The organism is Methylobacterium sp. CM6257 (assembly GCF_054611515.1).
This window is the reverse complement of sequence record NZ_CM137735.1, coordinates 2,031,860-2,057,937: the sequence shown is the minus strand read 5'-3', so window position 1 is coordinate 2,057,937 and position 26,078 is coordinate 2,031,860. Positions and strand designations below refer to the sequence as shown.

Genomic DNA, 26,078 nt, shown 5'->3' with positions numbered 1-26,078 from the left:
CCATGCGCGATTGACGGTCGGTTTGATAACTCATACAAATCAGGCAACGAAGAGCGGCCGGGGTGCAACCCGGTCTCCTGCAGGGAGAAGAAAAGCGCCGCCTGCGCGTCGCCTTCCGCGGCCCTGCCGCAAAGTATCGTGGTGCGCGCTCGGACCGATCGAAGTGCCCGCGGGTATGAATTGAGCTCACAGATTCATCCGGATCTGCAACATATGTCGCGCGTCAATCTCACTCGGTGAGAAAATGCACTGTTGTCATAAGATTTTAACCGCGGGCGCGAGAAGACATGAAAAGGAACGGATGTTTCGGGATCTTTCCGTCGATCCGGAGAAGCTACAACAAAAACGGGGGAGTCATGTTCGCCAAGCAGAAGTTCCTCAGGTTCGTCCTCGGCGCCGCGTTCCTGGGCGGTCTGGCCATCCCGGCGGCACAGGCCGCCAGCGGTGACGCAATCGGGGTCGCGATGCCGACCAAGTCGTCCCAGCGCTGGATCGATGACGGCAACAACATCGTGAAGCTGCTCAAGGCCAAGGGCTACAAGCCGGACCTGCAATACGCCGACGACGACATCCCGAACCAGCTCGCCCAGATCGAGAACATGCTCACCAAGGGCGTGAAGGTCTTGGTGATCGCCTCCATCGATGGGACGACGCTCAGCGATGTGCTCGCGAAGGCGAAGGAGCGCGGCGTCCAGGTCATCGCCTACGATCGTCTGATCAAGGGAACACCCAACGTCGACTATTACGCGACGTTCGACAATTTCAGGGTCGGTGTTCAGCAGGCCAGCTCGATCGTCGACGCCCTCGGCCTGAAGGACGGCAAGGGCCCATTCAACATCGAACTGTTCGGCGGCTCGCCCGACGACAATAACGCCTACTTTTTCTACGATGGCGCCCTGTCGGTGCTGAAGCCCTACCTGGACGCGAAGAAGCTCGTGGTGCGCTCCGGTCAGATGGGCATGGACAAGGTCTCCACCCTCCGATGGGACCCGGCCACGGCCCAGGCGCGCATGGATAACCTGCTCTCGGCCTATTACGGCAGCGCGCGGCTCGACGCGGTGCTGTCGCCCTACGATGGCATCTCCATCGGCATCATCTCGTCCCTGAAGGGTGTCGGCTACGGCTCGGGCAGCATGACGATGCCGGTGGTCAGCGGCCAGGATGCCGAGCTGCAGTCGATCAAGTCGATCATCGCGGGCGAGCAGACGGCGACCGTCTTCAAGGACACCCGCGAGCTGGCCAAGGTGACGGTGGCCATGATCGACGCCATTGAGGCCGGCCGGAAGCCCGAGATCAACGATGCCAAGACCTACAACAACGGCGCGAAGGTCGTCCCCTCATATCTCCTGACGCCCGTCATCGTCACCAAGGCCAACTGGAAGCCGATCCTGGTCGAATCGGGCTACTACACGCTCGACCAGCTCAAGTAGGCGCCCGCGCTCCCGAGGGTCTGCCCGAAAGCCATCCCGCGCGGCCGGCGCCCGCGCGGGACACGTGATGTGCAGCTAAGACCGAGCTGGAAGGGTCGCATGCAGGCCGTCCTCGAAATGCGGGGCATCTCAAAGGCGTTCCCCGGCGTCAGGGCGCTCAATGACGTCAACCTGACCGTCGCGCCGGCCGAGATTCACGCCCTTGTGGGCGAGAACGGTGCCGGAAAATCGACCCTGATGAAGGTGCTGAGCGGCGTCTATCCTCACGGTTCCTACGAGGGAAAGATCGTCTACGAGGGGCGCCTCAGCCAGTTCCGGGACATCTCCGACAGCGAGCGCCTCGGGATCGTCATCATCCATCAGGAGCTGGCTCTGGTGCCGTTCCTGTCGATTGCCGAGAACATCTTCCTCGGCAACGAGCCCGCCCGCTTCGGAGTCATCGATCGGGGACGCGTCTACAAGCGGGCCCGCGAGCTGATGGCGACCGTCGGGCTCGACGAGAATCCCGATACGCTCGTCACCCACCTCGGCGTCGGCAAGCAGCAGCTCGTAGAGATCGCCAAGGCGCTCTCCAAGGAAGTCAGGCTGCTCATCCTCGATGAGCCGACCGCGAGCCTGAGCGAGAAGGACAGCGAGGCGCTGCTGAGCCTGCTGCTCGCCTTCAAGGAGCAGGGTATCGCGTCGATCCTGATCTCCCACAAGCTCAACGAGATCTCGAAGGTCGCCGACCGGATCACTGTCCTGCGTGATGGCACCACCGTCGAGACGCTCGATTGCCGGACCGGGGCCATCGAGGAGACCGCATCATACGCGGCATGGTCGGGCGGACGATGGCGAACCGCTATCCGGTCCGGGAGCCGCGCATCGGCGACGTGCTGATGGAGGTGCGCGACTGGACCGTCCACCATCCCATCCACGCCGAACGTGCCGTCGTGCGCAACGTCAACCTGACCCTGCGCAAAGGCGAGATCGTCGGGATCGCCGGGCTGATGGGCTCGGGCCGGACCGAACTCGCCATGAGCTTGTTCGGCAGGTCCTACGGTCAGGGCATCAGCGGCAGCGTTCGGATCGCCGGCGAGGCGGTGGATGTCTCCACGATCGACAGGGCGATCGCGGCGGGCATCGCCTACGTCACCGAGGACCGGAAGCAGCTCGGCCTCGTCCTCGGCGAGGACATCACCAAGAACACGACGCTCGCGAATCTGCCGGGCATCTCCACCGCCACGGTGATCGATGAGGACGCCGAGCGCCGGGTCGCCAGCGGCTACCGCACCAAGATGCGGATCCGCTCCTTCGGCGTTTCGCAGCAGACCGTGAACCTTTCGGGCGGGAACCAGCAGAAGGTCGTGCTGAGCAAGTGGCTGTTCACCCAGCCCAGGGTGCTGATCCTCGACGAGCCGACGCGCGGGATCGATGTCGGCGCCAAATACGAGATCTACAGCATCATCAACGAGCTGGCCGACGACGGGCAGGGCGTCCTGATGATCTCGTCCGAGATGCCGGAGCTGCTCGGCCTCTGTGACCGCATCTACGTCATGAACGAGGGGCGCTTCGTGGGCGAATTCCAGCGGGCGGAAGCCAGTCAGGAAGCGATCATGCGCGCGATCATGCGCTCCAAGGACCTGAACGGATGACCGATATCTCTGCGAGCAAGTCCATGATCCCTGCCACAGACGCCGTGCCGGGCGCCAAAGCCGCGGGCGAGACCCGATCCCGCAGCGGCATGGTCCAGATGGCACAGATGCGCGACTACGGTCTGGTGTTCGCGCTGGCGCTGATCACCCTGTTCTTCGAGTACGCGACCGGCGGCGTGCTGTTCCAGCCGCTCAATCTCACCAACCTCATCCTGCAGAACAGCTACGTCGTCGTGATGGCGCTGGGAATGCTGCTGGTCATCGTGGCGGGGCATATCGACCTGTCGATCGGCTCCGTCGTCGGCTTCGTGGGTGCGCTGGCGGCTCTGCTGATGGTCCGCTTCGGGGTCGACCCTTTGACGGCCACCATCCTGTGCCTCGCGGTCGGCGCCGCCATCGGCGGTCTTCAGGGCTATTTCGTCGCCTATCTCGGCATCCCGAGCTTCATCGTCACGCTGGCCGGGATGCTGGTGTTCCGCGGACTGACGCTCGCGCTTCTCCAGGGTGCCTCCATCGGGCCGTTTCCGGAGGTGTTCCAGCTTCTCGCCAAGGGCTTCCTGGCGAATTTCGCTGGCCCCTGGACCTCCCTGCTGATCGGGCTCGCCCTATCGCTGGCGCTCGTGGGGATGAACTGGCGCCGTCGGGCGGCGCGCATCAGCCACGGCGGCCAGGCAGAGACGCTAGCGACGTTCATCTTCCGCAACGGCATCACCACGGTGGTGATCCTCGCCTTCGCGTATCAGATGAGCGCGTATCGCGGCCTGCCGAACGTGCTGCTCGTGATGTTCGGGCTGGTGATGCTCTACCGCTTCGTCACCAACCGGACGACGATCGGGCGGCGGATCTACGCGCTCGGGGGCAACATCAAGGCCGCCCGCCTCTCCGGGATCAAGACCGAGCGGCTCACCTTCCTGACCTTCGCCAACATGGGCGCGCTGGCCGGCCTCGCTGGGATGATCTTCGCCGCCCGGCTCAATACGGCGACGCCGAAGGCCGGTGCGGGCTTCGAACTCGACGTGATCGCGGCCTGCTTCATCGGCGGCGCCTCGGCGGCCGGCGGCATCGGCAAGGTCTCGGGTGTGGTGATCGGCGCGTTCATCATCGGGATCATGAACAACGGCATGTCGATCCTGGGAATCGGCGTCGACTACCAGCAGGTCATCAAGGGGATCGTGCTGCTCGCCGCGGTCTGCCTCGACGTCTACAACAAGAACAGCCGGCTCTGATCGGGCGCGTGAAGTTCGAAGTTTCGGGGCCGATGCTCCCTTGCCGCGGGCGGTCAGCCGCTCGGATCCGACATGTTCAGGGTTGCCGCGACGGCTGCCGGCCGCCGCGGCGCGTCGCCGCTTCCGGTAGCCGTGAGGCGCCCCTCTGAAACCTCCATCAGCAGGAGCCGATGGGGCTGCGCACCGGTCACCAGGGGCGTATCCGGCGCCTCAGGCGGCGGACCCTGACCCTGGGCCGGTGCCGGTGGGGCGGCCGACTGCGCGCCCGGCATCGCCGAGAAGCCGTCACACAGGATCAGGCACGCCAGACCGATCAGGATGCCATCCGGCGAGGGCTCCGGACGGGTCATCATGGAGGAGAGCGCCGAGCCCGAAGCCGGCGGCCAAGAGGCGGGGTGTGGGGTCGCGGCGGGCGCGCCCCTCCATCGGGGCTTTGCCCTTACCGTCCGGTCGCATCGATTCGCTCAAGGCTCGACTTTGAGCCCGGCGGCGGCTGCGTCAGGTCTTGCGCGCGACGGTGAAGCGGGCAGCGTCCCGCAGGATCCGCGCGCCCTCCCCCCAGGATGCCAGCGCATCCTCGCAGACGCCGACGAGGCGGTCGCACTCGGCCCGGGCGCCGTCGATCCCGAGACGGTCGACGAGGGTGGCCTTGCCGGCATCCTTGTCCTTGCCGGTCGCCTTGCCCATCGCCTCTGGGGAGGCCTCCCGGTCGAGGATGTCGTCGGCGATCTGGAACGCCTGACCCAGGGCGAGCCCGTAGCGCAGCAGGGCGGCCCGCTGTGCCTCGTCGGCGCCACCCACGATCGCGCCGGCCTCCACCGAGAAGGCCAGGATCGCGCCGGTCTTCATCGCCTGCATGCGCAGGGTGTCGTCCACGTCCATGTTGGCCGTGCCGAACCGGCCCTCCGCAGTGAGGTCGAGGAGCTGGCCGCCGACCATGCCGCCGAGGCCCGAGGCCCGGGCGAGGCCGAGCACGAGGTCGGCCCGGACCCGTGAATCCGGCTGCCAAGTCGGGTCGGCGACGATCTCGAAGGCCAGCGTCTGAAGGGCGTCGCCGACCAGGATCGCGGTCGCCTCGTCGTAGGCTTTGTGCACCGTCGGCTTGCCGCGGCGCATGTCGTCGTCATCCATGGCGGGCAGGTCGTCGTGGACGAGGCTGTAGCAATGCACCAGCTCGACCCCGGCCCCGGCCGCCAGCGCGGCGGCTTCGGAGCCGCCGAGCATCCGGGCGGTCTCGATGGCCAGAAACGGGCGCAGGCGCTTTCCGCCGCCCAGCACCGCGTGGCGCATGGCCTCCATCAGGCGCGCCGGTCGGGCGATTTCGCCGGGGCCGACATCCGGTCCGAGGCGCTCGACCAAGAAGGTCTCGACCGTCCCGGCGACTTCCGCCAGCCTGTGGGAAAACTCGACGGCTTGCATGCCAGTCTTGACCGAACCGGTCGGTGCCTGCGTTGAGGGGGTCGGGGTCATCGGGCGCTACGTCCGGTCCTGGCCTTGCGAAAACCAATCGCGTGTCATTTGCACGGGAATGAACTCACGGTGGACGGGTTGAGACGCAGGCGAAATGCGGCGGAGCGCGATCTTCCGTCCGCGCGCCCGCGGCGCTCCCGCCGTGTCCGCAACATCATAGGGGCGCTGCTCCTGCTCCCCGCCATCGGTTTCGTTCTCGTGCTGTCGCTGGCGCTCGTCTATAGCGCGGTGATGCCGCCGTCGACCCTGATGCTGGGGCGGTGGTTGACGCTTCAGCCCGTGAGCCGGGATCCGGTCCAGCTCTCGGCCATCGCGCCGGTGCTGCCGCAGGCCGTGATCGCCTCGGAGGACCAGCGCTTCTGCCTGGACCACGGCGTCGATTTCGGAGCGATTCGCGACGTGGTCGAGGACGAGGATTCGCCGAGCCGCGGCGCCTCGACCATCGCGATGCAGACGGTCAAGAACGTCTTCCTGTGGCCGGGGCGGTCCTACATCCGCAAGGCGGTCGAGATCCCGCTGGCGCTGGCGCTGGATGCGCTCTGGGGCAAGCGGCGGATGATGGAGATCTACCTGAACGTCGCCGAATGGGGCGACGGCATCTACGGCGCGCAGGCGGCGAGCCGCCACTGGTTCGGCAAGGATGCGATCCGGCTGACACGGAACGAGGCGGCCCTCCTCGCCGCGGTCCTGCCGAACCCGATCACCCGGAGCGCCGGCCGCCCCTCCCCCGGCGTGCGCCGCCGCGCCGCGCGGATCCAAACCCTTATGGGCCAGATCGAGGGGCTCACGGGCTGCGTGCGGCGGTAGCAGCCGCCGACCTGCCTCTGTAAGACGGGCGCCCGAACCCGAGATCCAGGACCACGATCCGATGAGCGACGCCGTCTACGACCTGACCCTGGAGCGTATCGCTTTGATCCGCCGGATGGTCGTCGCCTGGGGCGGCCGGGATCCGGGTGCACCGACCATCCATCCGGAGGCGCCCTACGGCAGCCTCGACAGGGACGGCGACATCGCAAACGTGACCGGTGACGATGAGGGGGCCGACGAGGAGCACCGGGCTCTGGAGGACGGGCTCGCGGTTTTCGCGCAGAACGCGCAGCTGAAGCCGGGCCGGTACCAATACCACAACACGCTGGCCAAGCTCGACTGCGCCGCGGTGACCGACGTCTTTCGGGATGCGGAGACCGGCGAGACGCCCGAGCACATCACCTTTGCGGTCACCGGGGCGCATCTCGCGCTGATCCGGCAGCTCCGGCACGGCTGGGACGCGACCTACGAGGTCCCGTGCGTTGACCCGGAGCGGCCCTATGGCGGGAGCGGGGCGTATACCGCGGACATGGCCCTCCACCTCGCGGGCGTTCCCGAGGCGGCCGCCAATGACGACGCTGACGAGACCGGCCGGCTCGTCCGCCTCCACCGCGAGATGCAGCCGGCCCTGCAGATCTTCCTGCGCTACGCCGATCTCGGGCCCGGCACGTTCCGGCGCCCGGCCTCCTCGTCGGTCTGGGAGCCCGCCTGAGCGGCGGGCTCGGGGGCGCTCAGCCCTCGCGCTTCTTGCGCTGCGCCAGCGTGCGCAGCCGCAGCGCGTTGAGCTTGATGAAGCCCGCCGCGTCGCGGTGGTCGTAGGCCACGGCGCCTTCCTCGAATGTGACGAGATCCTGGTCGTAGAGGGAGTGCGGGCTCTCGCGGCCGATCACGTGGACGCCACCCTTGTAGAGCTTCAGCCGCACCGTCCCGGTCACCTTCTCCTGGCTCTTGTCGATCAGCGCCTGGAGCATCTCGCGCTCCGGCGAGAACCAGAAGCCGTTATAGATCAGCTCCGCGTATTGCGGCATGAGCTGGTCCTTCAGGTGCGCGGCGCCGCGGTCCAGGGTGATCGACTCGATGGCCCGGTGGGCCGGCAGCAGGATCGTGCCGCCGGGCGTCTCGTACATGCCGCGGCTCTTCATGCCGACGAACCGATTCTCGACAAGATCGAGGCGGCCAATGCCATTGGCGCGGCCGAGCTCGTTGAGCTTCGCCAGCAGGCTCGCGGGCGACAGCTTCTCTCCGTTGATGGAGACGGGGTCGCCCCGCTCGAAGCTGATCGTGATGATGGTCGGCTGGTCGGGCGCCTCCTCGGGGGAGAGCGTGCGCGAATAGACATAGTCCGGCACCTCGACGGCCGGATCCTCCAGCACCTTGCCCTCCGAGGAGGCGTGCAGGAGGTTGGCGTCCACCGAGAACGGGCTCTCGCCGCGCTTATCCTTGGCGATCGGGATCTGGTGCTGCTCGGCGAAGGCTATGAGCTGCTCGCGGGAGCGCAGGTCCCACTCGCGCCACGGGGCGATCACCGTGACGTCGGGCTTGAGCGCGTAGTATCCGAGCTCGAAGCGGACCTGGTCATTCCCCTTGCCGGTGGCGCCGTGGCACACAGCGTCGGCCCCGACCTTCTCGGCGATCTCGATCTGCTTCTTGGCGATCAGCGGCCGGGCGATCGAGGTGCCGAGCAGGTAGACGCCCTCGTAGACGGCGTTAGCCCGGAACATCGGGAAGACGTAGTCGCGGACGAATTCCTCGCGCAGGTCCTCGATGAAGATGTTCTCGGGCTTGATGCCGAGCAGCTCCGCCTTGCGGCGGGCCGGCTCCAGCTCCTCGCCCTGGCCGAGATCGGCCGTGAAGGTCACGACCTCGCAGCCGTAGGTGGTCTGCAGCCACTTCAGGATGATCGATGTGTCGAGGCCGCCGGAATAGGCCAGCACGACCTTCTTCACGGGGCTCTTCGCGGGGACGGACATGCGGCTTCCGGAACTGGGACGGGGCCTCTGCCGCTTATCGCGGGCGGCATTGGCCTGCAACCGGCGTGTCGCCTCGCGCGTAGCCCTGTCGGCGGACGATGGACCGCGTTTTGCCTCACGGCGGCCTTGCCGTCATGGCAACAATGGTGCGGGCGTTGCCTGTCGTCAGCGCCGTAAGCGTGTATCGGAGAAGCGAAGTCTATGGCGCGCCAGCCGATTCTGGAGTTCTGGTACGAATTCGCCTCCACGTATTCGTACCTCGCGGCGATGCGCGTCGAAGCGGCGGCCGCGGAAGCGGGCGTGGCGGTGCGCTGGCGGCCGTTCCTGCTCGGCCCGCTCTTCGCCTCCCAAGGCTGGACGACCTCGCCGTTCAATCTCTATCCGGCCAAGGGCAAGAACATGTGGCGGGACGTGGAGCGCGAGGCCGCGCGCCTCGGCCTGCCGCCACTGACCCGTCCCGCCCAATTTCCGCAGAACAGCCTCAGCGCCGTGCGGGTCGCCGTGTACGGCCAGGATCAGGACTGGCTCGTGCCGTTCTCGAAGGCGGTGTTCACGGCGAGCTTCGCCGAGGGGCGCTCCATCGCGGAGCCGGCGGCGGTGGCCGAGATCCTCGATTCGCTCGGGCTCGACGGGACGCAGATGGTGCGCGCCGCCGCCGCGGAGGCCAACAAGACCAAGCTGCGGGTGACGGTCGAGGAGGCCCGCTCCCGGGGCATCTACGGGGCGCCGACCTTCCTGACCGATGACGGCGAGCTGTTCTGGGGCAATGACCGCCTGGAACAGGCGCTGGCCTGGGCCACCGGCGATCGGCCGAAGGGACTTCGCTAGGATCGCGTTCACGCCGCTCGGCCATCAAACCGACTCGACCCCCTGGTTCTGGTCCGGCTCCGCTTCGGCGCGGCCGGAGCGGGACAGCGATCGCCCGGACGAGTCTCATGCCTGTTTCCCGACGCCTCCTCCTCGCCGCAGCCGCCACCTTGGGGGGCGGACTCGGCCGCGCCTCCGCGCAGTCCTACGGCCAGCGCGTCGCGGTCACCGGCGATGACGGCAAGGCGGTGGCGAACTCGGTCCTGCCGGGCGAGATCACCGGGCAGATCCCGGCGCTGCGCGGCGTCACCTATGTCGGTCCGCGGGAGGCTGGAGCCACCCTGTACGAGTTCTTCGATTTTAACTGCCCGTACTGCCGGAAGGCCGCCGCCGACGTGGTCGCCCTGCACGACACCGATCCGGAATTGCGGATCGGGCTTGTCCACAACCCGATCCTGTCGCCCCAATCGGCCCAGGCCGCCAAGGTGATGCTGGCGGTTCAGCGTAAGCTCGGTTCGGAAGCGGCGTGGCGCTTCTATCAGACGCTGCTCGGGAAGCCGGGCCGCATCGATGGGCCCGGCGCATTGAGCGCGGCGGCCGCTCTCGGGATCCCACAGGCGGAGGTGGAGGAGATTGCCGACAGCGAGGAGGTCCGCGCGGCGCTCAAGAGCCAGATGCGCATGGCCGCGGATCTTGGGCTCTACGCTACGCCGTCCTATGTTCTCGGCAACAGCGGCATCCTCGGCCATCCGGGCGCCCGCGCCATGGCGAGGATGATCGCCAGCGTCCGACGCTGCGACCGGCTCGCCTGCTGAAGCGCGTCCCGCGTCACACTTCCGCCGTCGTGACGCGCAGCGAGGCGCGCGTCCGTGTTGCGCGCGGCCATGCTGGCATGCTAGGCGGTCGCCGCGCCGCGAGGACAGTTCTTGATCCTGTCCGGTGCCGGCGTGATCCCACGTCCCGAACGGTCTCGCACCGCGCTCCTGCCGGAGCGCGCGGAGCGGGCGGGCAACCAGAGAAGAGAGCGACGGGTGGCGCAGAACGGTTCCGAGGCTGGTCCCCTGGTCGCAGGCGTGGCGGGCCGGTACGCTTCCGCCCTGTTCGAGCTCGCGCGCGATGAGCGCCAGGTCGACGCGGTCGCCGAATCCCTCGCTCGATTCGACACGCTGCTGAAGGAGAGCGCGGATCTCCGCCGGCTCGTCCGCAGCCCGGTCTTCAGCGCCGAGGAGCAGGAGGCTGCCATCGGCGCCGTGCTCGACAAGGCGGGGATCGGCGGTCTCGCCGGCAACTTCATCCGGCTCGCGGCCTCGAACCGCCGGCTCTTCGCCCTCCCCGACATGATCGACGCGTTCCGGACCCTGGTCCAGGACTCGAAGGGCATCGTCCGCGCCCAGGTCCGGGTTGCCGAGAAGCCCTCCGACTCGGTGATCGAGGAAATCAAGGCGTCGCTGCGCGATATCGCCAGGGCCGACATCGATCTCGACCTCGTCGTCGACCCGAGCATGATCGGCGGTCTCGTCGTGAAGATGGGCTCGCGCATGGTCGACGCCTCCCTCAAGACCAAGCTCAACGGTATCCGCCTCGCGATGCGGGCCGCGCGCTAAGCGCCCCCATCCGACCCGAACACGCATAGACGCATCAGCGACAGAGGCCCGAGTATGGACATCCGCGCCGCCGAGATCTCCGCGATCCTGAAAGAGCAGATCAAGAACTTCGGCGAGGAGGCCGAGGTCTCCGAGGTCGGACAGGTCCTGTCCGTCGGTGACGGCATCGCCCGCGCCTACGGCCTCGACAACGTCCAGGCCGGTGAGATGGTCGAGTTCGAATCGGGCGTGCGCGGCATGGCCCTGAACCTCGAGCAGGACAACGTCGGCATCGTGGTCTTCGGCTCCGACCGTGAGATCAAGGAAGGCCAGACCGTCAAGCGCACCGGCGCCATCGTGGACGTGCCGGTGGGCAAGGGCCTGCTCGGCCGCGTCGTCGACGCGCTCGGCAACCCGATCGACGGCAAGGGCCCGATCGTCTCCACCGAGCGCCGCCGCGTCGACGTGAAGGCCCCGGGCATCATCCCGCGCAAGTCGGTGCACGAGCCGATGGCCACGGGCCTCAAGGCGATCGACGCCCTGATCCCGGTGGGCCGCGGCCAGCGCGAGCTGATCATCGGCGACCGCCAGACCGGCAAGACCGCGATCGCCCTCGACACGATCCTGAACCAGAAGCCGGCCCATGCCGGTACGGACGAGAAGGCGAAGCTCTACTGCATCTACGTCGCTGTGGGTCAGAAGCGCTCCACCGTCGCGCAGTTCGTGAAGGTGCTGGAGGACCAGGGCGCCCTGGAGTACTCCATCGTCATCGCCGCCACCGCCTCCGATGCCGCGCCGATGCAGTTCATCGCGCCGTTCGCCGGCTGCGCCATGGGCGAGTACTTCCGCGACAACGGCATGCACGCCGTGATCGTGTATGACGATCTGTCCAAGCAGGCCGTCGCCTACCGTCAGATGTCGCTGCTGCTGCGCCGCCCGCCGGGCCGCGAGGCCTATCCGGGCGACGTGTTCTACCTCCACAGCCGCCTGCTGGAGCGCGCCGCCAAGATGGGCGATGCCGCCGGTGCCGGCTCGCTGACCGCCCTGCCGGTCATCGAGACCCAGGCCAACGACGTGTCGGCCTACATCCCGACCAACGTGATCTCGATCACCGACGGCCAGATCTTCCTCGAGACCGACCTGTTCTACCAGGGCATCCGCCCGGCGGTGAACGTGGGCCTCTCGGTGTCGCGGGTGGGCTCCTCGGCCCAGACCAAGGCGATGAAAAAGGTCGCCGGCAAGATCAAGGGCGAGCTCGCGCAGTATCGCGAGATGGCGGCCTTCGCGCAGTTCGGCTCTGACCTCGACGCCTCCACCCAGGCGCTCCTGAATCGCGGCTCGCGGCTCACCGAGCTTCTGAAGCAGCCGCAGTTCTCGCCGCTGAAGATGGAGGAGCAGGTGGCGGTGATCTACGCCGGCGTGAACGGCTACTTGGACAAGCTCCCGGTCAGCAAGGTCCGCGCCTTCGAGGACTCGCTGCTGAGCACCCTGCGCTCCAAGCACAAGGACCTGCTCGACTCGATCGCCGCCTCCAAGGATCTGTCGGACGAGAACGCCGGCAAGCTGAAGAGCGTGGTCGAGGGCGTGGCCAAGACCATCAGCTGACGTGAAGCTCCTCCCCGTCCGGGGAGAGCTCAGGGGCGGTGCTGCGGGGATCATGGACCCCGTCCGGCACCGCTCGAACTTCCGGCTCCTTCCCGCAGGGGGGAGGAGAGGCCCATAGAACGGACCTGGACCTCGCCCGATGCCGAGCTTGAAGGACCTGCGCAACCGCATCACCTCGGTGAAGGCGACGCAGAAGATCACCAAGGCCATGCAGATGGTCGCCGCCGCCAAGCTGCGCCGGGCGCAGCTGGCCGCCGAAGCCGGCCGTCCCTATGCCGAGAAGATGGCCGCGGTGCTGGGCAACCTCGCCGGCAACCTCGTCGGCGGCGTCGGCGCCCCGAAGCTGCTCTCCGGCACCGGCTCTGATCAGACGCACCTGCTGATCGTCTGCACGGGCGACCGCGGCCTCGCCGGGGCGTTCAACTCCTCGATCGCCCGCCTCGCGGTGCGTGAATACGCCCAGCGCCTCACCGCAGAGGGCAAGACCGTCAAGATCATGACGGTCGGCAAGAAGGGCTACGACCTGCTCCGTCGCCAGTACCGCGACCAGATCGTCGAGAGCATGGACATCCGCGGCAACCGGCCGGTGGATTACGAATTCGCCGCCGAGATCGCCGACAAGATCCTCACCCGCTTCGAGGCCGGCGAATTCGACGTCGCGACCCTGTTCTATGCCGAGTTCCGCTCGGTCATCTCGCAGATCCCCACCGCACAGCGGCTGATCCCGGCCGAGCTGCCCGAGGCCGACACGACCGCCAAGGCGGCTGCCGGCAACGCCGCCCTGGAATTCGAGCCCTCCGAGGAAGCGATCCTCGAGACGCTGCTGCCGAAGAACCTCACGGTGCAGATCTACCGGGCGCTCCTGGAGAATGCGGCCTCCGAACAGGGCGCGCGCATGAGCGCCATGGATTCGGCCACCCGCAACGCGGGCGAGATGATCAAGAAGCAGACGCTGGTCTACAACCGCACGCGTCAGGCCATGATCACCAAGGAACTCATCGAGATCATCTCGGGTGCGGAAGCCCTCTGAGGCGCCGCGACCTGAACGCACAGCTTGAAGGGTAGGTTAACGATGGCGAACACCGCACTCCCCGGCACCGGCTCCAACAAGGTCGGCAAGATCACCCAGGTCATCGGCCCCGTGGTCGACGTGCAGTTCGAGGGCCACCTGCCCGAGATCCTGAACGCCCTTGAGACCAAGAACAACGGCGCGCGCCTCGTTCTCGAGGTTGCCCAGCAGCTCGGCGAGAACACCGTCCGCTGCATCGCCATGGACACGTCCGAGGGCCTGACCCGCGGCCAGGAGTGCACCGACACCGGCGAGCCGATCAAGGTTCCGGTGGGCATGAACACGCTGGGCCGCATCATGAACGTCATCGGCGAGCCGATCGACGAGGCCGGCCCGGTCCAGACCGACACGTACCGCGCCATCCACCAGCCGGCCCCCTCCTACGCCGAGCAGTCGACCGAGGCGCAGATCCTCGTCACCGGCATCAAGGTGGTGGACCTGCTCGCTCCCTACGCGAAGGGCGGTAAGATCGGCCTGTTCGGCGGCGCCGGCGTCGGCAAGACCGTGCTGATCATGGAGCTGATCAACAACATCGCGAAGGTGCACTCGGGCTACTCGGTCTTCGCCGGCGTGGGTGAGCGCACCCGCGAGGGTAACGACCTCTACCACGAGATGATCGAGTCCAAGGTGAACGTCGACCCGAAGGAGCACGGCTCCGCCGAGGGTTCGAAGTGCGCCCTGGTCTACGGCCAGATGAACGAGTCGCCCGGCGCCCGCTCGCGCGTCGCCCTGACCGGCCTGACCATCGCCGAGCAGTTCCGCGACGACGGCCAGGACGTGCTGTTCTTCGTCGACAACATCTTCCGCTTCACGCAGGCGGGCTCCGAGGTGTCGGCGCTCCTCGGCCGCATCCCGTCGGCGGTGGGCTACCAGCCGACGCTCGCCACCGACATGGGCGCCCTCCAGGAGCGCATCACCACCACGACCAAGGGCTCGATCACCTCAGTGCAGGCCATCTACGTGCCGGCCGACGACCTGACCGACCCGGCCCCGGCCGCCTCCTTCGCCCACCTCGACGCCACGACCGTGCTGTCACGCTCAATCGCCGAGAAGGGTATCTACCCGGCGGTGGATCCGCTGGACTCGACCTCGCGTATGCTGTCGCCGACGATCCTCGGTGAGGAGCATTACGACGTCGCCCGCCGCGTCCAGCAGACCCTGCAGCGCTACAAGGCGCTCCAGGACATCATCGCGATCCTGGGCATGGACGAGCTGTCCGAGGAGGACAAGCTGACCGTGGCCCGCGCCCGCAAGATCGAGCGCTTCTTCTCGCAGCCCTTCTCGGTGGCCGAGGTGTTCACCGGCTCGCCCGGCAAGCAGGTCGCCCTCGAGGACACCATCAAGGGCTTCAAGGGCCTGGTGAACGGCGACTACGACGATCTCCCGGAGGCCGCCTTCTACATGGTCGGCACCATCGAGGAGGCCCAGGAGAAGGCCAAGAAGCTGAAGGCGGCGTAAGACGACACGTCCCCTTCCCGCGCGGGAAGGGGACAGGGGCCGCGCGGACGAACCTCACCGGTGCCGTCCGCGCGGCCTTTTCCTCCAACCCCCTCCCCGCAAGGCGGAGAGCGCGTCGCGGATCCGGGAACACGTCAGGCCATGGCCACCTTTCACTTCGATTTCGTCGGCCCCGAGCGGACGCTGTATTCCGGCGAGGTGACCGCCGTTCAGCTGCCCGGCACCGAGGGCGAGATGACCGTGATGCCGGGCCACGCGCCCGTGCTGACCTCTCTGCGGGTCGGCGTCATCGTGGTCACCGAGAGCCAGGGCAGCGGCAAGCGGATCTACGTCCGCGGCGGCTTCGCCGATATCGGCCCGACCGCCGTCACCGTGCTGGCGGAGCGCGCCGCGCCGATCGAGGAACTGACCCCTGAGTCGCTCGACCGGGATATCGAGGCTGTCGAGATGCAGCGCGACGCCACCGAAGACCTGCAGAAGCGCGAGGAGCTGAACGGGCAGATCGTCCAGCTCCAGGAGACGAAGGCGCTCCTGAAGCTCTGAGCTAGGATCCGCGGGCGCTCTCCAGCGCCCGCGCCAGCAATTCGGCCCGTGCCTCCTCTCCGGCGGGACAACCGAGCGCCAACCAGATTTTCCGGGCCGCCGCCAAGCCGCGGCCGAGCGCCGGACCGGGCTTCACGCCCGCGGCGACGAGATCCGCGCCAGCCAGCGGAAAGATCGGCGCACCCCCCTCCCCGCCCAGATCCTGCAGCGCCTTGCGCGCGTCCTCCGTCATCGCGGGTCTCGGCTCGCCCGACAGGATCAGGAGCGTCTCCGTCAAGAGCGCGGTGCCGTGCTCGGCCGCGAGCGCCCGCGCAGCGGTGCCGTCGATCGCTGCGCGACCGTGCAATGCCGCCAGCGCGTCCGCGTAGCCGGTGAGCTGCCCGTGCTCCTGGTTCGAGAGGCGCAGCCGCTCGCGCAGGCGGTCCGCGTCGTGCCGGCCTCCGACGGCGAGTGCCGCGAGGCGCATCACCGGTGACAGCGACGCGGCCGCGGCGCGCTCCAGTCGGCCGAGTTCGCCGACGCCGCCGGTGATCCGCTGGAGCAGCCCGGTCGCGCTCAGTGTCGCGACCATGGCCGGACCGCCCGCGGCGGCCAGCAGCTTCAGGAACTCCGTCCGCACCCGCTCGCGGGAGAGGCGGTCCAGGGCGTCCCGCCCGGCCACGCAGGCGGCGAGCGCCGCGGCGTCGGGCGCCCCGGTGCCAAAGCGCGCGTGAAAGCGGAAGAAGCGCAGGACTCGCAGTGCGTCTTCGCGGATCCGTGTCGCGGGATCGCCGATGAAGCGGACCCGCCCGGCCTCCAGGTCGGAGAGGCCGCCAACCGTGTCGTGCAGCACGCCGTCGGCGCCGAGCGACAGCGCGTTGACGGTGAAGTCGCGCCGCTCCGCGTCTCGGGCGAAATCGCTGCCGAACCGGACGACCGCGCGGCGTCCATCCGTTTCAACATCCTCCCGCAGGGTGGTGACCTCGATCGGGCCGTCCTCGGTGACCAGGGTGATCGTGCCGTGTTCGATCCCGGTCGGCACTGCCTTGAGGCCGCGCATCTGCCCGGCGGACGCCATGACTGCATCCGGCGGCAAGGTGGTCGCGAGGTCGATATCGGCCGCGGGGGCTCCGAGGAGCGCGTCACGCACGCAGCCTCCGACCAGACGGGTCTCGGCGCCGTGTTGGTCGAGGGCTGCGAGCGCCCGCCGGACTCCCGGACGCTCGAGCAGAGCCGAGAGAGCCGCGCGGTCGAGGGTGCGCCTCATCGGAAGCCCCCCGGAACCAGGCGGCCGTTCTCCATATGCGTGGGCACGTATCCGCCGGTCCGACGCTCCGAGAACAGGCCTTCGTAGACGAGCGTCCCGATCACCACCGCTAGGCCGGCAAGCACGAGACGCCAGAGATGCGGGTCCCAGTGCACCCGGCGCAGCGGATTGCGGCCGGCCAGCACGAGGTAGATCACGAACAGCGCGAAGGGGATGAGGAAGAGGCCGAACTCTTCGAGGACGCGACGCAGCATGGCTTTTCGTAGCCTATCCCGCCGAGCGGCGGACCTCACCGGGTTCGGATTCCGGGTAGAGTCGCTCCCGGAGATTGTTCAGGATCCCGGCGGTCACGCCCCAGATCAGCCGCTCGCCGAAGGTCAGGGCGTAGAACCAGCGGGTGCGGCCCTGCCAGGCCCGGGAACGCAGCCTGTAGCGCTCCCGATCCATCAACACCGACAGCGGCACCTCGAAGACGTCCGCAACCTCCGCGGGGTTCGGCCGGAAGGTCGCTTCCGGGGCGACGAGACCGATCACCGGGGTGACCAAGAAGCCGGTCCCCGACAGGTAGGGATCGAGATAGCCGAGCAGGCGCACGGAGGCGGGCGACAGCCCGATCTCCTCGTGAGCCTCCCGCAAGGCCGCATCTGCGGGTCCCGGATCGGACGGGTCGATCTTTCCGCCAGGCAAAGCGACCTGGCCGGAATGGTCGCGCAGGTTCGCGGCGCGCTCCGTCAGGACCAGGCTCGGGCCGTCCGCGCGCAGGATCACGGGGGCGAGCACTGCGGCCCGCCGATGCGGCGGTGGCGGGAGGACGGCCGACCCATCCGGGTCGAGGCTGTGATCGCCCCGGGGATTTGACGTGGGGTCGTCCGGCCCCGGCGGTTCCGCGGACAGGCCGGAGGCCGCGCGGGCGAGGAAGTCGGCGAGCGGGTCTCTCACGCGACGACGGCCGGCGCGATGGTGTGGAAGACGCCGCCGGCCCAGAGGCCGAGCCAGGGTTGGCCGTCGATGCTGCACTCCTCGGCGAGATCCACGAGATCGTAGGTGAGCGCCCGGGTCACCCGTGCCCAGAGACCGCGGCGGACATGGAGATAGGGCTTGAGTGCCCCGTCCGGCGCCTCCTCGAAGCGCAGGGCGTGCTCGGCATCGACGCTGACCAGATCGTCGACGTTGGTCCGGAAGGACATGCGCCTCCCCTCCCCGGCTCCGTCCACCGCCATCTCGACCGCCACGAAGGCCGCGTCCTCGACGGTGATCCCGACGCTCTCCACCGGTGTGACCAGCACGGTGCGCCCGTCCGGCTCCCGCCGCAGGATGGTGGCGAACAGCTTGACGAGCTTGTCCCGCCGGATCGGCGAACCGTTGTGGTGCCAGGTCCCGTCCGACGCGATCCGGATATCGATCTCCCCGCAATAGGGCGGGTTCCAGCGCTCGACCGGCGGCAGCCCGCGCTTCGGCAGGTCCCCCAGGGCCGCGCTGAGGCGGCTCAAGGTGGGGTCGGGGACGGATTCCTCGCTCATGCCCACGACAGATAGCGTGCCGGCAGGCCGGCAGCCATGGCTGTCGAGCCCGTGCCGATGGCAGGGATGCGCCGGACCGCTGCCTCCGCGGCGGCCGGTCAGGCTGGCCCGGCGCCCTGGGTGTTCACCGTGAGGGCGTAGATCGACTGACTGGCGGCCATGAACAGGCGATTCCGCTTCGGGCCGCCGAAGGTGATGTTGCCGCAGACCTCGGGCAGGCGGATGCGGCCCATGAGCTTGCCCTGTGGCGTCCACACCGTGACGCCGTTGTAGCCGGTCGCCCGGCCCGCATTGCTCGACGCCCAGAGATTGCCGTCGACATCGGCTCGCACGCCGTCGGGCCCGCATTTCACGCCGTCTACAACGCAATCCGCGAAGAGCCGCTTGTTGGACAGCGCTGCGTTGCTCCCGACATCGAATGCGTAGATCTCGCCCTTGCCGCCGGGACCCGTCTCGCCCGGCCCCTTGCCGGTTGAGCAGACGTAGAGGATCCGATGGTCGGGCGAGAAGCACAACCCGTTCGGGTCGGGAACCTGATCGTCGGTGAGCACCCGGTCGATCCGGCCAGACGGATCGATCCGGTAGACCGCGTTGGGTAGCACCCGCCGCTTCGTGGCGATCCCCGCAGGCTGCCCCAGCCGCGGATTGAGATGACCGTGCGGGTTCGACGGGCCGCCCGCCTCGTCCGGCACGCCCTCGTACAGCAGCGCGCCGTAGGGCGGATCGGTGAACCAGTACGACCCGTCCGCATGCTGGACCACGTCGTTGGGCGCGTTGAGCGGCTTGCCCTCGAAGCTGTCCGCCAGCACCGTAGCCGAGCCGTCGAGTTCGTAGCGCACCACGCGCCGGCCGGCGTGCTCGCAGGAGAGCTGGCGGCCCTGGCGGTCGAAGCTGTTGCCATTGGAGTTGTTGCTCGGTGCGCGGAATACCGAGACGTGCCCGTCCTCCTCCAGCCAGCGCATCTGTCGATTGTTGGGGATGTCGCTCCAGACGAGGAACCGTCCCACGCTGTTCCAGGCCGGCCCCTCCGCCCAGAGCGCCCCAGTCCAGAGGCGACGGATGGCGCTGTTGGGAACGATGTAGGGCTCGAAGGCCGGATCGACCGCGATCACGTCAGGATCTGTGAAATAGGTGGTCGGAGGGGCGCCGGGCCGGAAGTCGCGCGGCGGGGTCGTCACAGTGCTGGCCGGTTCCGGCTGGGCCGCGGCGCCACCGGCTACTGCGACGGCCGCGCTGGCTCCGACAAGGAGCGCACGACGGGATGGCGCCGCGAGGCCGCTGCCGCCGACCTTCGGCGTCTCGTTCTCCCACGGCTTCATCCGGTTTCCCCCGATAGGCAGGGCTGTACGTTAAGGCGCCAAGCTTGCCTCAGAATGATGTGCTCGGCGGTGGGGTCAACTTGGCCGGCGCCGCAGGATCTTCCAGACGCCGTCCGCCGAAGCCAACAGGCGCGTGCCCTCGCGGACCTCGCCGCGCATGAACACGAGGGAGCCCGTGCGCTTGACCACCTGCGGGCGGATCTCGATCCAGTCGCCCAGGCGGCCGACGTCGATGAACTTCATCTCGAGCTGGATGGTCACGCAATTTGCACCATCGGCTGCGCGCATGGCGGTCTCGCCGAGGGCACGGTCGGCGAAGCTCATGAGCATGCCGCCGTGGACGACGCCGATCAGGTTGGCGTGCTTCTGCTCTGCCCAGAACGCGTAGGCGCCGTCCGCTTCGCGCAGGTGAAGCGGCCCGACATGGGCGATGAAGCCTTTGTCCTCCACCAGTGACCAGCCCTCGGCAGCGGGATCGAAAGGGTTCGTTTTGGTGGTCATCGGGTTTCGTCCGTGAATGTCGAGGTTCGGGAAATGGCAGCGGCCGGTCAGGTGCCCCGCGGCTTCGCCCGGCGGGTAGGAGCCTCGCTGAGCGGATCCTCCGGCCAGGGATGGCGGGGGTAGCGCCCGCGCATCTCCGCCCGCACAGCCGCCCAGGAGCCGCGCCAGAAACCCGGCAGGTCGCGGGTGATCTGGATCGGGCGCTGGGCCGGCGACAGCAGATGCAGGATCAGCGGCCGTCCCCCGGCCTGCGGGTGATGGTCGAGGCCGAAGAGCTCCTGCACCCGCACGGCGAGCACCGGTTCCTCGGCATCGTAATCCACCGGGACGCGCGAGCCGGTCGGCACCTCGACATGGGTCGGCGCCTCGGCGTCGAGCCGGCCGCGGAGCTGCCAGGGCAGCAGGCCCTGCAGGGCACCCGCGAGGTCGTCCGCCGTGACGGCGGACAGGGAGGTCCGCCCGATCAGCGCCGGCGCGAGCCAGGCCGACGCGGTCGCCGCGAGCGCTTCGTCGGAGAGGTCGGGCCAAGGATCGCTCTCAGCGGCGTGCAGGAACCGGATCCGGGCACGCCACTGCGACAAGGCAGGTGTCCAGGGCAGGCGGTCGAGTCCGAGACCGGCGATGCCTGTTGCCAGGATTTCCGCGCTCTCCGGGGTAGCCGGCACCGGCAACGGCCGCTCACCGAGATTGACCGCGCCCAGGCGCCGGACGGCCCGGGCCCGCAGGGCGGCGGCTTGCGGGTCGAAGGTGATCTCCGTGCGCGCTTCGATCCTGTCGGCGAACAGCCGCTCGATCGCGTCGGCCTCGATCGCCGCCGCGGCCAGGATGCGGGCATTGCCGGCCGACCCGGCGAGATCGGCGACCACCAGGAACGTCCCCCGCGCGAGCGGGCTGGCCGGGTCGAGGCGGCCTGCCCGGCCGCTCGCCATCACGAATTCACCCTCGCGGCCCCGGGACCGGGCGACCCGGTCCGGATAGGCGAGCGCCAGGAGCGGGCCGGCCGGGGCCGGTGTGCCCTGCTGGCCTCCGCCCGCGCTCCGCGCCCAGCCTTCCGCGAGCCGACGCATGTCGGCGGCCCGGCCACCCCGGTCGCGGCGGAACCGCTCGACCCGTTCGTCGAGATCGAGGCTCTCACCCCCGAGCCCGCGCTCGACCAAGACCGCCGCGAGGTCCGCGGCGGCGCGGGCCTCACCCTGTCCGGCCGCCGCCGTCACCATCCGGGCGAGCCGCGGCGGCAGCGGCAAGGCCCGGAGGCGCGCGCCGACTTCCGTCAGGCGCCCGTCCGCGTCGAGCGCTCCGAGTTCGGCCAGCAGAGCGCGGGCCTCGGCCAGGGCCGGGGTCGGCGGCGGGTCGAGGAAGGCCAAACTCCGCGGGTCGGCCACCCCCCAGGCGGCGCAGTCGAGGAGCAGCCCGGCGAGGTCCGCCGACAGGATCTCGGGCCGCGTGAAGGGCTCCAGGGCGTTGGTGCCAGCCTCCGACCAGAGCCGCCAGCACAGGCCCGGCTCGGTGCGGCCTGCGCGACCCCGGCGCTGGTCCACGGAGGCGCGCGAGGCCCGCGCGGTCACGAGCCGCGTCAGGCCGAGGCCCGGTTCGTAGACCGGAACCCGCGCCAACCCGGAATCGACGACGATCCGGACGCCCTCGATGGTCAGCGAGGTCTCGGCGATGCTGGTGGCGAGCACCACCTTCCGGGTGCCGGCGGGTGCCGGGGCGACGGCCCTGTCCTGCTCGGCCGGGGTGAGCGCGCCGTAGAGCGGCGCGAGCTGCACCTCGGGGCCGACCCGTTCGGCCAGGAGATCGACTGTCCTGCGGATCTCCGCCTGCCCGGGCAGGAAGACCAGGATCGAGCCCGGATCCGCCCGCAGGGCGCGGAGCGTGAGGTCGGCCACAGAATCCTCGATGCGCCGGTTGGGGTCGCGCTCGACGTAGCGTGTCTCCACCGGGAAGGCCCGCCCCTCGGAGGCGACAACCGGGGCATCGCCCATGAGCTGCGCGACCCGCGCGCCGTCGAGCGTCGCCGACATGACTAGGATCCGCAGGTCCTCGCGCAGGCCCCCCTGCGCGTCGAGCGCCAGCGCCAGGCCGAGATCCGCGTCGAGGGAGCGCTCGTGGAACTCGTCGAACAGGACCGCGCCGATGCCGGAGAGTTCCGGATCGTCGAGGATCATGCGGGTGAAGACACCCTCGGTGACCACCTCGATGCGGGTGCGGGCAGAGATCTTCGAACCGAGCCGGACGCGCAGACCCACCGTGCCGCCGACCGGCTCGCCGAGCGTCTGCGCCATGCGGGCCGCGGCGGCCCGGGCCGCGAGCCGCCGCGGCTCCAGCAGGATGATCTTGCGCCCCTCGAGCCAGGGCGCCTCGAGCAGGTCGAGGGGCACCCGCGTCGTCTTGCCGGCGCCCGGCGGCGCCACCAGCACGGCGGCGTTCCGCCCGGAGAGCGCGCGACGCAGATCGGGGAGCGCTGCCTCGATCGGCAGCGCGGTTGAGGGGCCGGCCATCGCGGTGGCTGATGGCGCGGCGCGGCGGCGAGCGCAACCACCTTGGCCGCTGCGTGACGCTGCGCGGAAATCGATACCGTACAGGCCACGGGAGCCCTGGCCGGGGACGCGCCCGGCCGCGATGGTGCGGCGTGACTGCAAAAAACAACCGGGAGTGACCCCATGAGACGCCTCCGCCTCGCGCGTGCCCTCGCGCTGGCCGCCTTGCCCCTTTCGCTCACCGCCGCGCGGGCGCAGGACCGGCTTCCGACCATTCCGCCGCAGGATTACACACCCGAGCAGAGGCAGGCGGCCGAGGCCTTCCAGCAGGCGCGCGGGAAGCCGCCCTTCGGGCCGTTCGAGCCCCTGATGCACTCTCCCGAGGTCATGACGCTGGCTCGGTCGATGGGCGACTACCTCCGATTCAAGCCTAAGATCGGCACCACGCTGTCGGAGCTGGTGATCCTGATGACCGCCCGTCGCTGGACGCAGGATTACGAGTGGTACGTTCACGCGCCGATCGCCGAGAAGGCGGGGATCGCGCCCGAGATCATCGCGGCGATCCGCGATGGCCGCCGGCCGGCGAAGATGAACGACGACGAGACGATCGTGTACGATTTCACGTCGGAATTGCAGGACACCAAGCGCGTCTCGGACGCGACCTTTGCCCGCGCGGAGGCCCGGTTCGGCAAGGCGGCCGTCGTCGATCTCGCCGCCATCTCGGGCTACTACACCTTCCTGGCCATGGAGCTGAACGCGGCGCGTTACGCGATTCCCGAGGACGGCAAGCCGCTGCCGCGCATGCCCGAATGAACTGGCTTATCCACAGGGGCTAGGCGGCTAAATCCCCGTTTTCCACAGGGTTCGGCCGGGCCGGCCGGGCTGATGGGGGGCGCATTGACCGAACGTTAACCAGTGTGGCTTGTTCTCTTTTCGTTCACGGGCGCAACGAAGGAGGCCATGATGCTGACCCAGGCCGCTGCCACGCGAGACGACCATGCCTGCCCCGTCGAGGCGATCAGTGCCGCGTATCTCGGTTTCGCCGGCGGCGATGCCGGGATCGCGCTGCGCTGCGCCATCGCCGACGCTCTCTCCGACCTTATGGAGGCGGAGCGACGCACCCGCGAGCGCAGCCGCTTGATCTCCCGCGGCTACATCCGGGAGGCGCCCGGCCAAGCATGCGAGCGCGCAAGCTGAACAGCGGCTGCAGGCACGTTTCAGGCGCGGTGCAGCGCGACCGTGGGATCGTGTCTTCCGTGATCCGGGACGGCTCAGGCCGCCCGCGCGTCATTCGGAGACAGGTCATGACTCGCATCGCTCTGCTCTCGGCCGCCGCGCTGGTCGGCGCTGGCACCCTGGCCTCGTCGACAGCCGAGGCGCGCGGCGGCGGAGCCATCGCGGCGGGCATCATCGGCGGCCTCGCGGCCGGCGCGCTGATCGGCGCCGCGGCCCAGGCCCACGCCGCCCCCGCCTACGGCTACGGCTACGGTTATTCTGACTACGGCTACGCACCCGCGCCCGTCGTGGTGCGGCCGGCCCCAGCCTATCGCGTCTACGAAGAAGACGCTCCGGCCTATGCCACGCGGCGGACCGTGACCTACGAGCGGGTGCCGGTCGGCTACGGCCCCGCCCGCCACTGGCACGGGGATTGGGACGGCGGCTACGGCTATCGCGGATGGTAAGCTGGACGGCGGCCCGTCACATCCGGGGTCCACGCGTTCGGGCGCGACAGGCATGAACCGGGTGTTCATGCCTGTCGTCGTAAGGTCCCGCGGATGCGTCGGGATCGGCCCGCGATGTCATTGCCCCTGCTCGGTGCAGATTCCGGGGCTGCGAACGACGTCTGTCTCTCGGACGTCCTGGCGGCCCTGAGCCACGCCCTCGATCTCACCGAGGGGCAGCCGGCCGGCCACTGCGTGCGCGCGACCTATATCGGCATGTATGTCGGGCGCGCGATGGGTCTTCCGACCCGCGAGCTCTGGGAGCTCTACTACACGATCATGCTGAAGGACCTGGGCTGCTCCAGCAACGCGGCCCGGATCTGCGCGCTCGAGCTGTCGGACGACATCGGCTTCAAGCGCGACTTCAAGACGGTCAGCGACGGCCTGCCGAAGGTTCGACGCGCTCACCGCGGATCGCCCTTGTCGGGCAGCAATGCCGCTTGAGGAGGCGCTCGGGATCGTGCGCGCCGATCTCGGCAAGGCCTTCGACCCGGTCTGTTTCGCTGCGCTGGAGTGGGCACTCGCGGCGGTCGAGGGCGATCTCGCGCAGGCCGCTTGATGCCGACCATGCGGTTGGGCTGAAATCCGGCTCCCTCCCACCATCACCGATGATTCCATGCTGGTCCACGAAGGCGAGGCGCGCACCCGCGAGGCCGACAGGAATCTGGCCCTGTCGCTGGCGGCGGTGGCCGGCGCGCTGAACACCGCGGGCTTCTACGCGGTCGGCCTCTACGCCTCGAACATGACCGGCAACGTCTCGGCGATCTCCGACCGGGCCGGCACGGGGAACCTCGCCCTGGCCGGGCAGGCACTGCTGCTTATCCTCCTGTTCGTCCTGGGCTCCGCGAGCTCGACGCTCCTGATCCGCCGCCGGCTGCGGCGCGCGCGCGCCGGTGCCTACGCCTACAGCGTCTGCGCCGAGGCGTTCCTCCTCGTCGCTATCGGCCTGTTCGTACTGCCGCTCCACGACCCGGCCCGGAGCCGCGCCCTCGTGCTCGGCCTGAGCTTCGCCCTCGGCCTGCAGAATGCCGCGGTGACGAAGATCTCGGAGGCCCGCGTGCGGACCACGCATGTCACGGGCATGATCACCGATATCGGCATCGAACTCGCGCGCTGGCTCGATGGCGGCAGTCGCGATTCTGGCGTGCTGAAGCCGCACGACCCCGCGAGGTTGCACCTCCATCTGCTGACGGTCGGCGCCTTCCTGGCCGGCGGCCTTGCGGGCGTCTTGATCTATCGCGTCGTCGGCGTGGCCCTGCTGTTTGCGGCCGGTGCTGTCCTGGCGTGGCTCGCGGTGCCGGCGCTCAGGCGCTGATGTCGAGGAGCCTCCCGGTCATGCGATCGGCGGTGCGCGCCACCGCGGCGTTCAGCGCGAAGGCCGCCTCCGACCCGATCAGGTCGGCGGCCGCGCTGGACAAATCGACCTGTGCAGCCGGAGGCAGGGCCGTGTCGCCGAGCGGCGCGCCGCTGGCCGCAATGGTCTTCGCGGCCGTGCCGAGCCGGTCGGTCGCCCGGGCCATGCCGGCGGTGGCGGTCTGAAGGGCGTCGATCATGGTCGGATCTCCCGCCTGAGACGGTGACAGGATTCCGCTGAGCGGCGGTTGCGCGGATCGCGCGAATTTGAGCGGTCGGGGCTCGCCTGTCCCGCCGCTCTACCCGGAAACAGAGGTTCGCGAGACATCGACCGCG

26 protein-coding genes and 2 pseudogenes are annotated in these 26,078 nt (G+C 69.1%); 17 read left to right on the top strand and 11 right to left on the bottom strand.

The annotated features are described in order from the left end of the window. The first annotated feature begins 356 nt into the window (after window positions 1–356). The 3 genes and pseudogenes from chvE to mmsB all read left to right on the top strand — a co-directional run bounded on the left by chvE (window position 357) and on the right by mmsB (window position 4,290). A complete protein-coding gene (gene chvE, locus ACYCO6_RS10120) occupies window positions 357–1,430 on the top strand; it encodes a multiple monosaccharide ABC transporter substrate-binding protein (protein WP_459771645.1) in 1,074 nt (357 codons plus the stop codon). Window positions 1,431–1,529: 99 nt separating this feature from the next. Beyond that, window positions 1,530–3,064: pseudogene (gene mmsA, locus ACYCO6_RS10115) on the top strand (multiple monosaccharide ABC transporter ATP-binding protein). A 23-nt stretch (window positions 3,065–3,087) separates the two neighbouring features. Then, entirely contained in the window at window positions 3,088–4,290 is a 1,203-nt protein-coding gene (gene mmsB / locus ACYCO6_RS10110; RefSeq protein ID WP_459771644.1) for a multiple monosaccharide ABC transporter permease, read from the top strand. A gap of 53 nt (window positions 4,291–4,343) precedes the next feature. Here mmsB and ACYCO6_RS10105 read toward each other — a convergent pair whose 3' ends face one another. Beyond that, window positions 4,344–4,643, bottom strand: a complete 300-nt coding sequence (locus ACYCO6_RS10105; protein WP_459771643.1) for a hypothetical protein — start codon at window positions 4,641–4,643, stop codon at window positions 4,344–4,346. A 145-nt stretch (window positions 4,644–4,788) separates the two neighbouring features. Next, window positions 4,789–5,760, bottom strand: coding sequence for a polyprenyl synthetase family protein (locus ACYCO6_RS10100; protein WP_459771642.1), 972 nt, complete (start codon window positions 5,758–5,760; stop codon window positions 4,789–4,791). 18 nt (window positions 5,761–5,778) lie between these two features. Here ACYCO6_RS10100 and mtgA point away from each other — a divergent pair, with 18 nt between their 5' ends. Both mtgA and ACYCO6_RS10090 read left to right on the top strand, forming a co-directional pair. Continuing rightward, window positions 5,779–6,567, top strand: a complete 789-nt coding sequence (gene mtgA, locus ACYCO6_RS10095; RefSeq protein WP_459773501.1) for a monofunctional biosynthetic peptidoglycan transglycosylase — start codon at window positions 5,779–5,781, stop codon at window positions 6,565–6,567. Between the two features lie 61 nt (window positions 6,568–6,628). Next, window positions 6,629–7,279 carry a hypothetical protein gene (locus ACYCO6_RS10090; RefSeq protein WP_459771641.1) on the top strand — a complete coding sequence of 217 codons (651 nt, stop codon included), beginning with the start codon at window positions 6,629–6,631 and terminating at the stop codon, window positions 7,277–7,279. Window positions 7,280–7,298: 19 nt separating this feature from the next. On the opposite strand, the gene ACYCO6_RS10085 is transcribed toward ACYCO6_RS10090, so the two are convergent. Beyond that, complete coding sequence (locus tag ACYCO6_RS10085; protein ID WP_459771640.1) at window positions 7,299–8,537, bottom strand: argininosuccinate synthase; 1,239 nt, start codon at window positions 8,535–8,537, stop codon at window positions 7,299–7,301. A gap of 201 nt (window positions 8,538–8,738) precedes the next feature. Between ACYCO6_RS10085 and ACYCO6_RS10080 the strand changes: the two genes are divergently transcribed. The 7 genes from ACYCO6_RS10080 to ACYCO6_RS10050 all read left to right on the top strand — a co-directional run bounded on the left by ACYCO6_RS10080 (window position 8,739) and on the right by ACYCO6_RS10050 (window position 15,602). Next, the gene (locus ACYCO6_RS10080) at window positions 8,739–9,365 is read left to right on the top strand and encodes a DsbA family protein (protein WP_459771639.1); all 627 of its coding nucleotides are present in this window, start codon (window positions 8,739–8,741) and stop codon (window positions 9,363–9,365) included. Window positions 9,366–9,472: 107 nt separating this feature from the next. Further along, complete coding sequence (locus ACYCO6_RS10075) at window positions 9,473–10,159, top strand: DsbA family protein (RefSeq protein WP_459771638.1); 687 nt, start codon at window positions 9,473–9,475, stop codon at window positions 10,157–10,159. A gap of 216 nt (window positions 10,160–10,375) precedes the next feature. Next, on the top strand, window positions 10,376–10,948 hold the full coding sequence (locus ACYCO6_RS10070; protein WP_459773499.1) for a F0F1 ATP synthase subunit delta: 573 nt from the start codon (window positions 10,376–10,378) through the stop codon (window positions 10,946–10,948). A gap of 54 nt (window positions 10,949–11,002) precedes the next feature. Continuing rightward, complete coding sequence (gene atpA, locus ACYCO6_RS10065) at window positions 11,003–12,532, top strand: F0F1 ATP synthase subunit alpha (RefSeq protein WP_459771637.1); 1,530 nt, start codon at window positions 11,003–11,005, stop codon at window positions 12,530–12,532. A 139-nt stretch (window positions 12,533–12,671) separates the two neighbouring features. Further along, entirely contained in the window at window positions 12,672–13,562 is an 891-nt protein-coding gene (locus ACYCO6_RS10060) for a F0F1 ATP synthase subunit gamma (protein ID WP_459771636.1), read from the top strand. A gap of 42 nt (window positions 13,563–13,604) precedes the next feature. After that, the gene (gene atpD, locus ACYCO6_RS10055) at window positions 13,605–15,059 is read left to right on the top strand and encodes a F0F1 ATP synthase subunit beta (RefSeq protein ID WP_459771634.1); all 1,455 of its coding nucleotides are present in this window, start codon (window positions 13,605–13,607) and stop codon (window positions 15,057–15,059) included. Window positions 15,060–15,200: 141 nt separating this feature from the next. Next, window positions 15,201–15,602: a F0F1 ATP synthase subunit epsilon gene (locus ACYCO6_RS10050; protein ID WP_459771632.1), complete on the top strand. Its 402-nt coding sequence runs from the start codon at window positions 15,201–15,203 to the stop codon at window positions 15,600–15,602. 1 nt (window position 15,603) lies between these two features. On the opposite strand, the gene ACYCO6_RS10045 is transcribed toward ACYCO6_RS10050, so the two are convergent. The 7 genes from ACYCO6_RS10045 to hrpB all read right to left on the bottom strand — a co-directional run bounded on the left by ACYCO6_RS10045 (window position 15,604) and on the right by hrpB (window position 22,689). Continuing rightward, window positions 15,604–16,848: a CCA tRNA nucleotidyltransferase gene (locus ACYCO6_RS10045; protein ID WP_459771630.1), complete on the bottom strand. Its 1,245-nt coding sequence runs from the start codon at window positions 16,846–16,848 to the stop codon at window positions 15,604–15,606. Beyond that, window positions 16,845–17,102 (bottom strand): DUF6111 family protein, encoded by a 258-nt coding sequence (locus ACYCO6_RS10040; RefSeq protein ID WP_459771628.1) that lies wholly within the window; start codon window positions 17,100–17,102, stop codon window positions 16,845–16,847. The genes ACYCO6_RS10045 and ACYCO6_RS10040 overlap by 4 nt, the downstream gene beginning before the upstream one ends. Before the next feature lie 13 nt (window positions 17,103–17,115). Beyond that, window positions 17,116–17,787 (bottom strand): CoA pyrophosphatase, encoded by a 672-nt coding sequence (locus ACYCO6_RS10035; RefSeq protein WP_459771626.1) that lies wholly within the window; start codon window positions 17,785–17,787, stop codon window positions 17,116–17,118. Continuing rightward, the gene (locus tag ACYCO6_RS10030) at window positions 17,784–18,368 is read right to left on the bottom strand and encodes a DUF1285 domain-containing protein (RefSeq protein WP_459771624.1); all 585 of its coding nucleotides are present in this window, start codon (window positions 18,366–18,368) and stop codon (window positions 17,784–17,786) included. The genes ACYCO6_RS10035 and ACYCO6_RS10030 overlap by 4 nt, the downstream gene beginning before the upstream one ends. A gap of 98 nt (window positions 18,369–18,466) precedes the next feature. Continuing rightward, a complete protein-coding gene (locus ACYCO6_RS10025; protein WP_459771622.1) occupies window positions 18,467–19,687 on the bottom strand; it encodes an SMP-30/gluconolactonase/LRE family protein in 1,221 nt (406 codons plus the stop codon). Between the two features lie 75 nt (window positions 19,688–19,762). Then, window positions 19,763–20,188: a PaaI family thioesterase gene (locus tag ACYCO6_RS10020; protein WP_459771620.1), complete on the bottom strand. Its 426-nt coding sequence runs from the start codon at window positions 20,186–20,188 to the stop codon at window positions 19,763–19,765. Between the two features lie 47 nt (window positions 20,189–20,235). Next, a complete protein-coding gene (gene hrpB / locus ACYCO6_RS10015) occupies window positions 20,236–22,689 on the bottom strand; it encodes an ATP-dependent helicase HrpB (RefSeq protein WP_459771618.1) in 2,454 nt (817 codons plus the stop codon). A 162-nt stretch (window positions 22,690–22,851) separates the two neighbouring features. Here hrpB and ACYCO6_RS10010 point away from each other — a divergent pair, with 162 nt between their 5' ends. The 5 genes and pseudogenes from ACYCO6_RS10010 to ACYCO6_RS09990 all read left to right on the top strand — a co-directional run bounded on the left by ACYCO6_RS10010 (window position 22,852) and on the right by ACYCO6_RS09990 (window position 25,704). Next, window positions 22,852–23,481, top strand: coding sequence for a carboxymuconolactone decarboxylase family protein (locus ACYCO6_RS10010; protein ID WP_459771616.1), 630 nt, complete (start codon window positions 22,852–22,854; stop codon window positions 23,479–23,481). 150 nt (window positions 23,482–23,631) lie between these two features. Next, on the top strand, window positions 23,632–23,865 hold the full coding sequence (locus ACYCO6_RS10005) for a hypothetical protein (RefSeq protein WP_459773498.1): 234 nt from the start codon (window positions 23,632–23,634) through the stop codon (window positions 23,863–23,865). A 107-nt stretch (window positions 23,866–23,972) separates the two neighbouring features. Further along, window positions 23,973–24,350, top strand: coding sequence for a hypothetical protein (locus tag ACYCO6_RS10000; protein ID WP_459771614.1), 378 nt, complete (start codon window positions 23,973–23,975; stop codon window positions 24,348–24,350). 114 nt (window positions 24,351–24,464) lie between these two features. Next, a pseudogene (locus ACYCO6_RS09995) lies at window positions 24,465–24,785 on the top strand (hypothetical protein); the annotation flags it as partial. A 220-nt stretch (window positions 24,786–25,005) separates the two neighbouring features. Next, the gene (locus ACYCO6_RS09990; RefSeq protein ID WP_459771612.1) at window positions 25,006–25,704 is read left to right on the top strand and encodes a YoaK family protein; all 699 of its coding nucleotides are present in this window, start codon (window positions 25,006–25,008) and stop codon (window positions 25,702–25,704) included. Here ACYCO6_RS09990 and ACYCO6_RS09985 read toward each other — a convergent pair. After that, complete coding sequence (locus ACYCO6_RS09985; protein ID WP_459771609.1) at window positions 25,694–25,942, bottom strand: flagellar protein; 249 nt, start codon at window positions 25,940–25,942, stop codon at window positions 25,694–25,696. The genes ACYCO6_RS09990 and ACYCO6_RS09985 overlap by 11 nt on opposite strands. Window positions 25,943–26,078 lie beyond the last annotated feature (136 nt).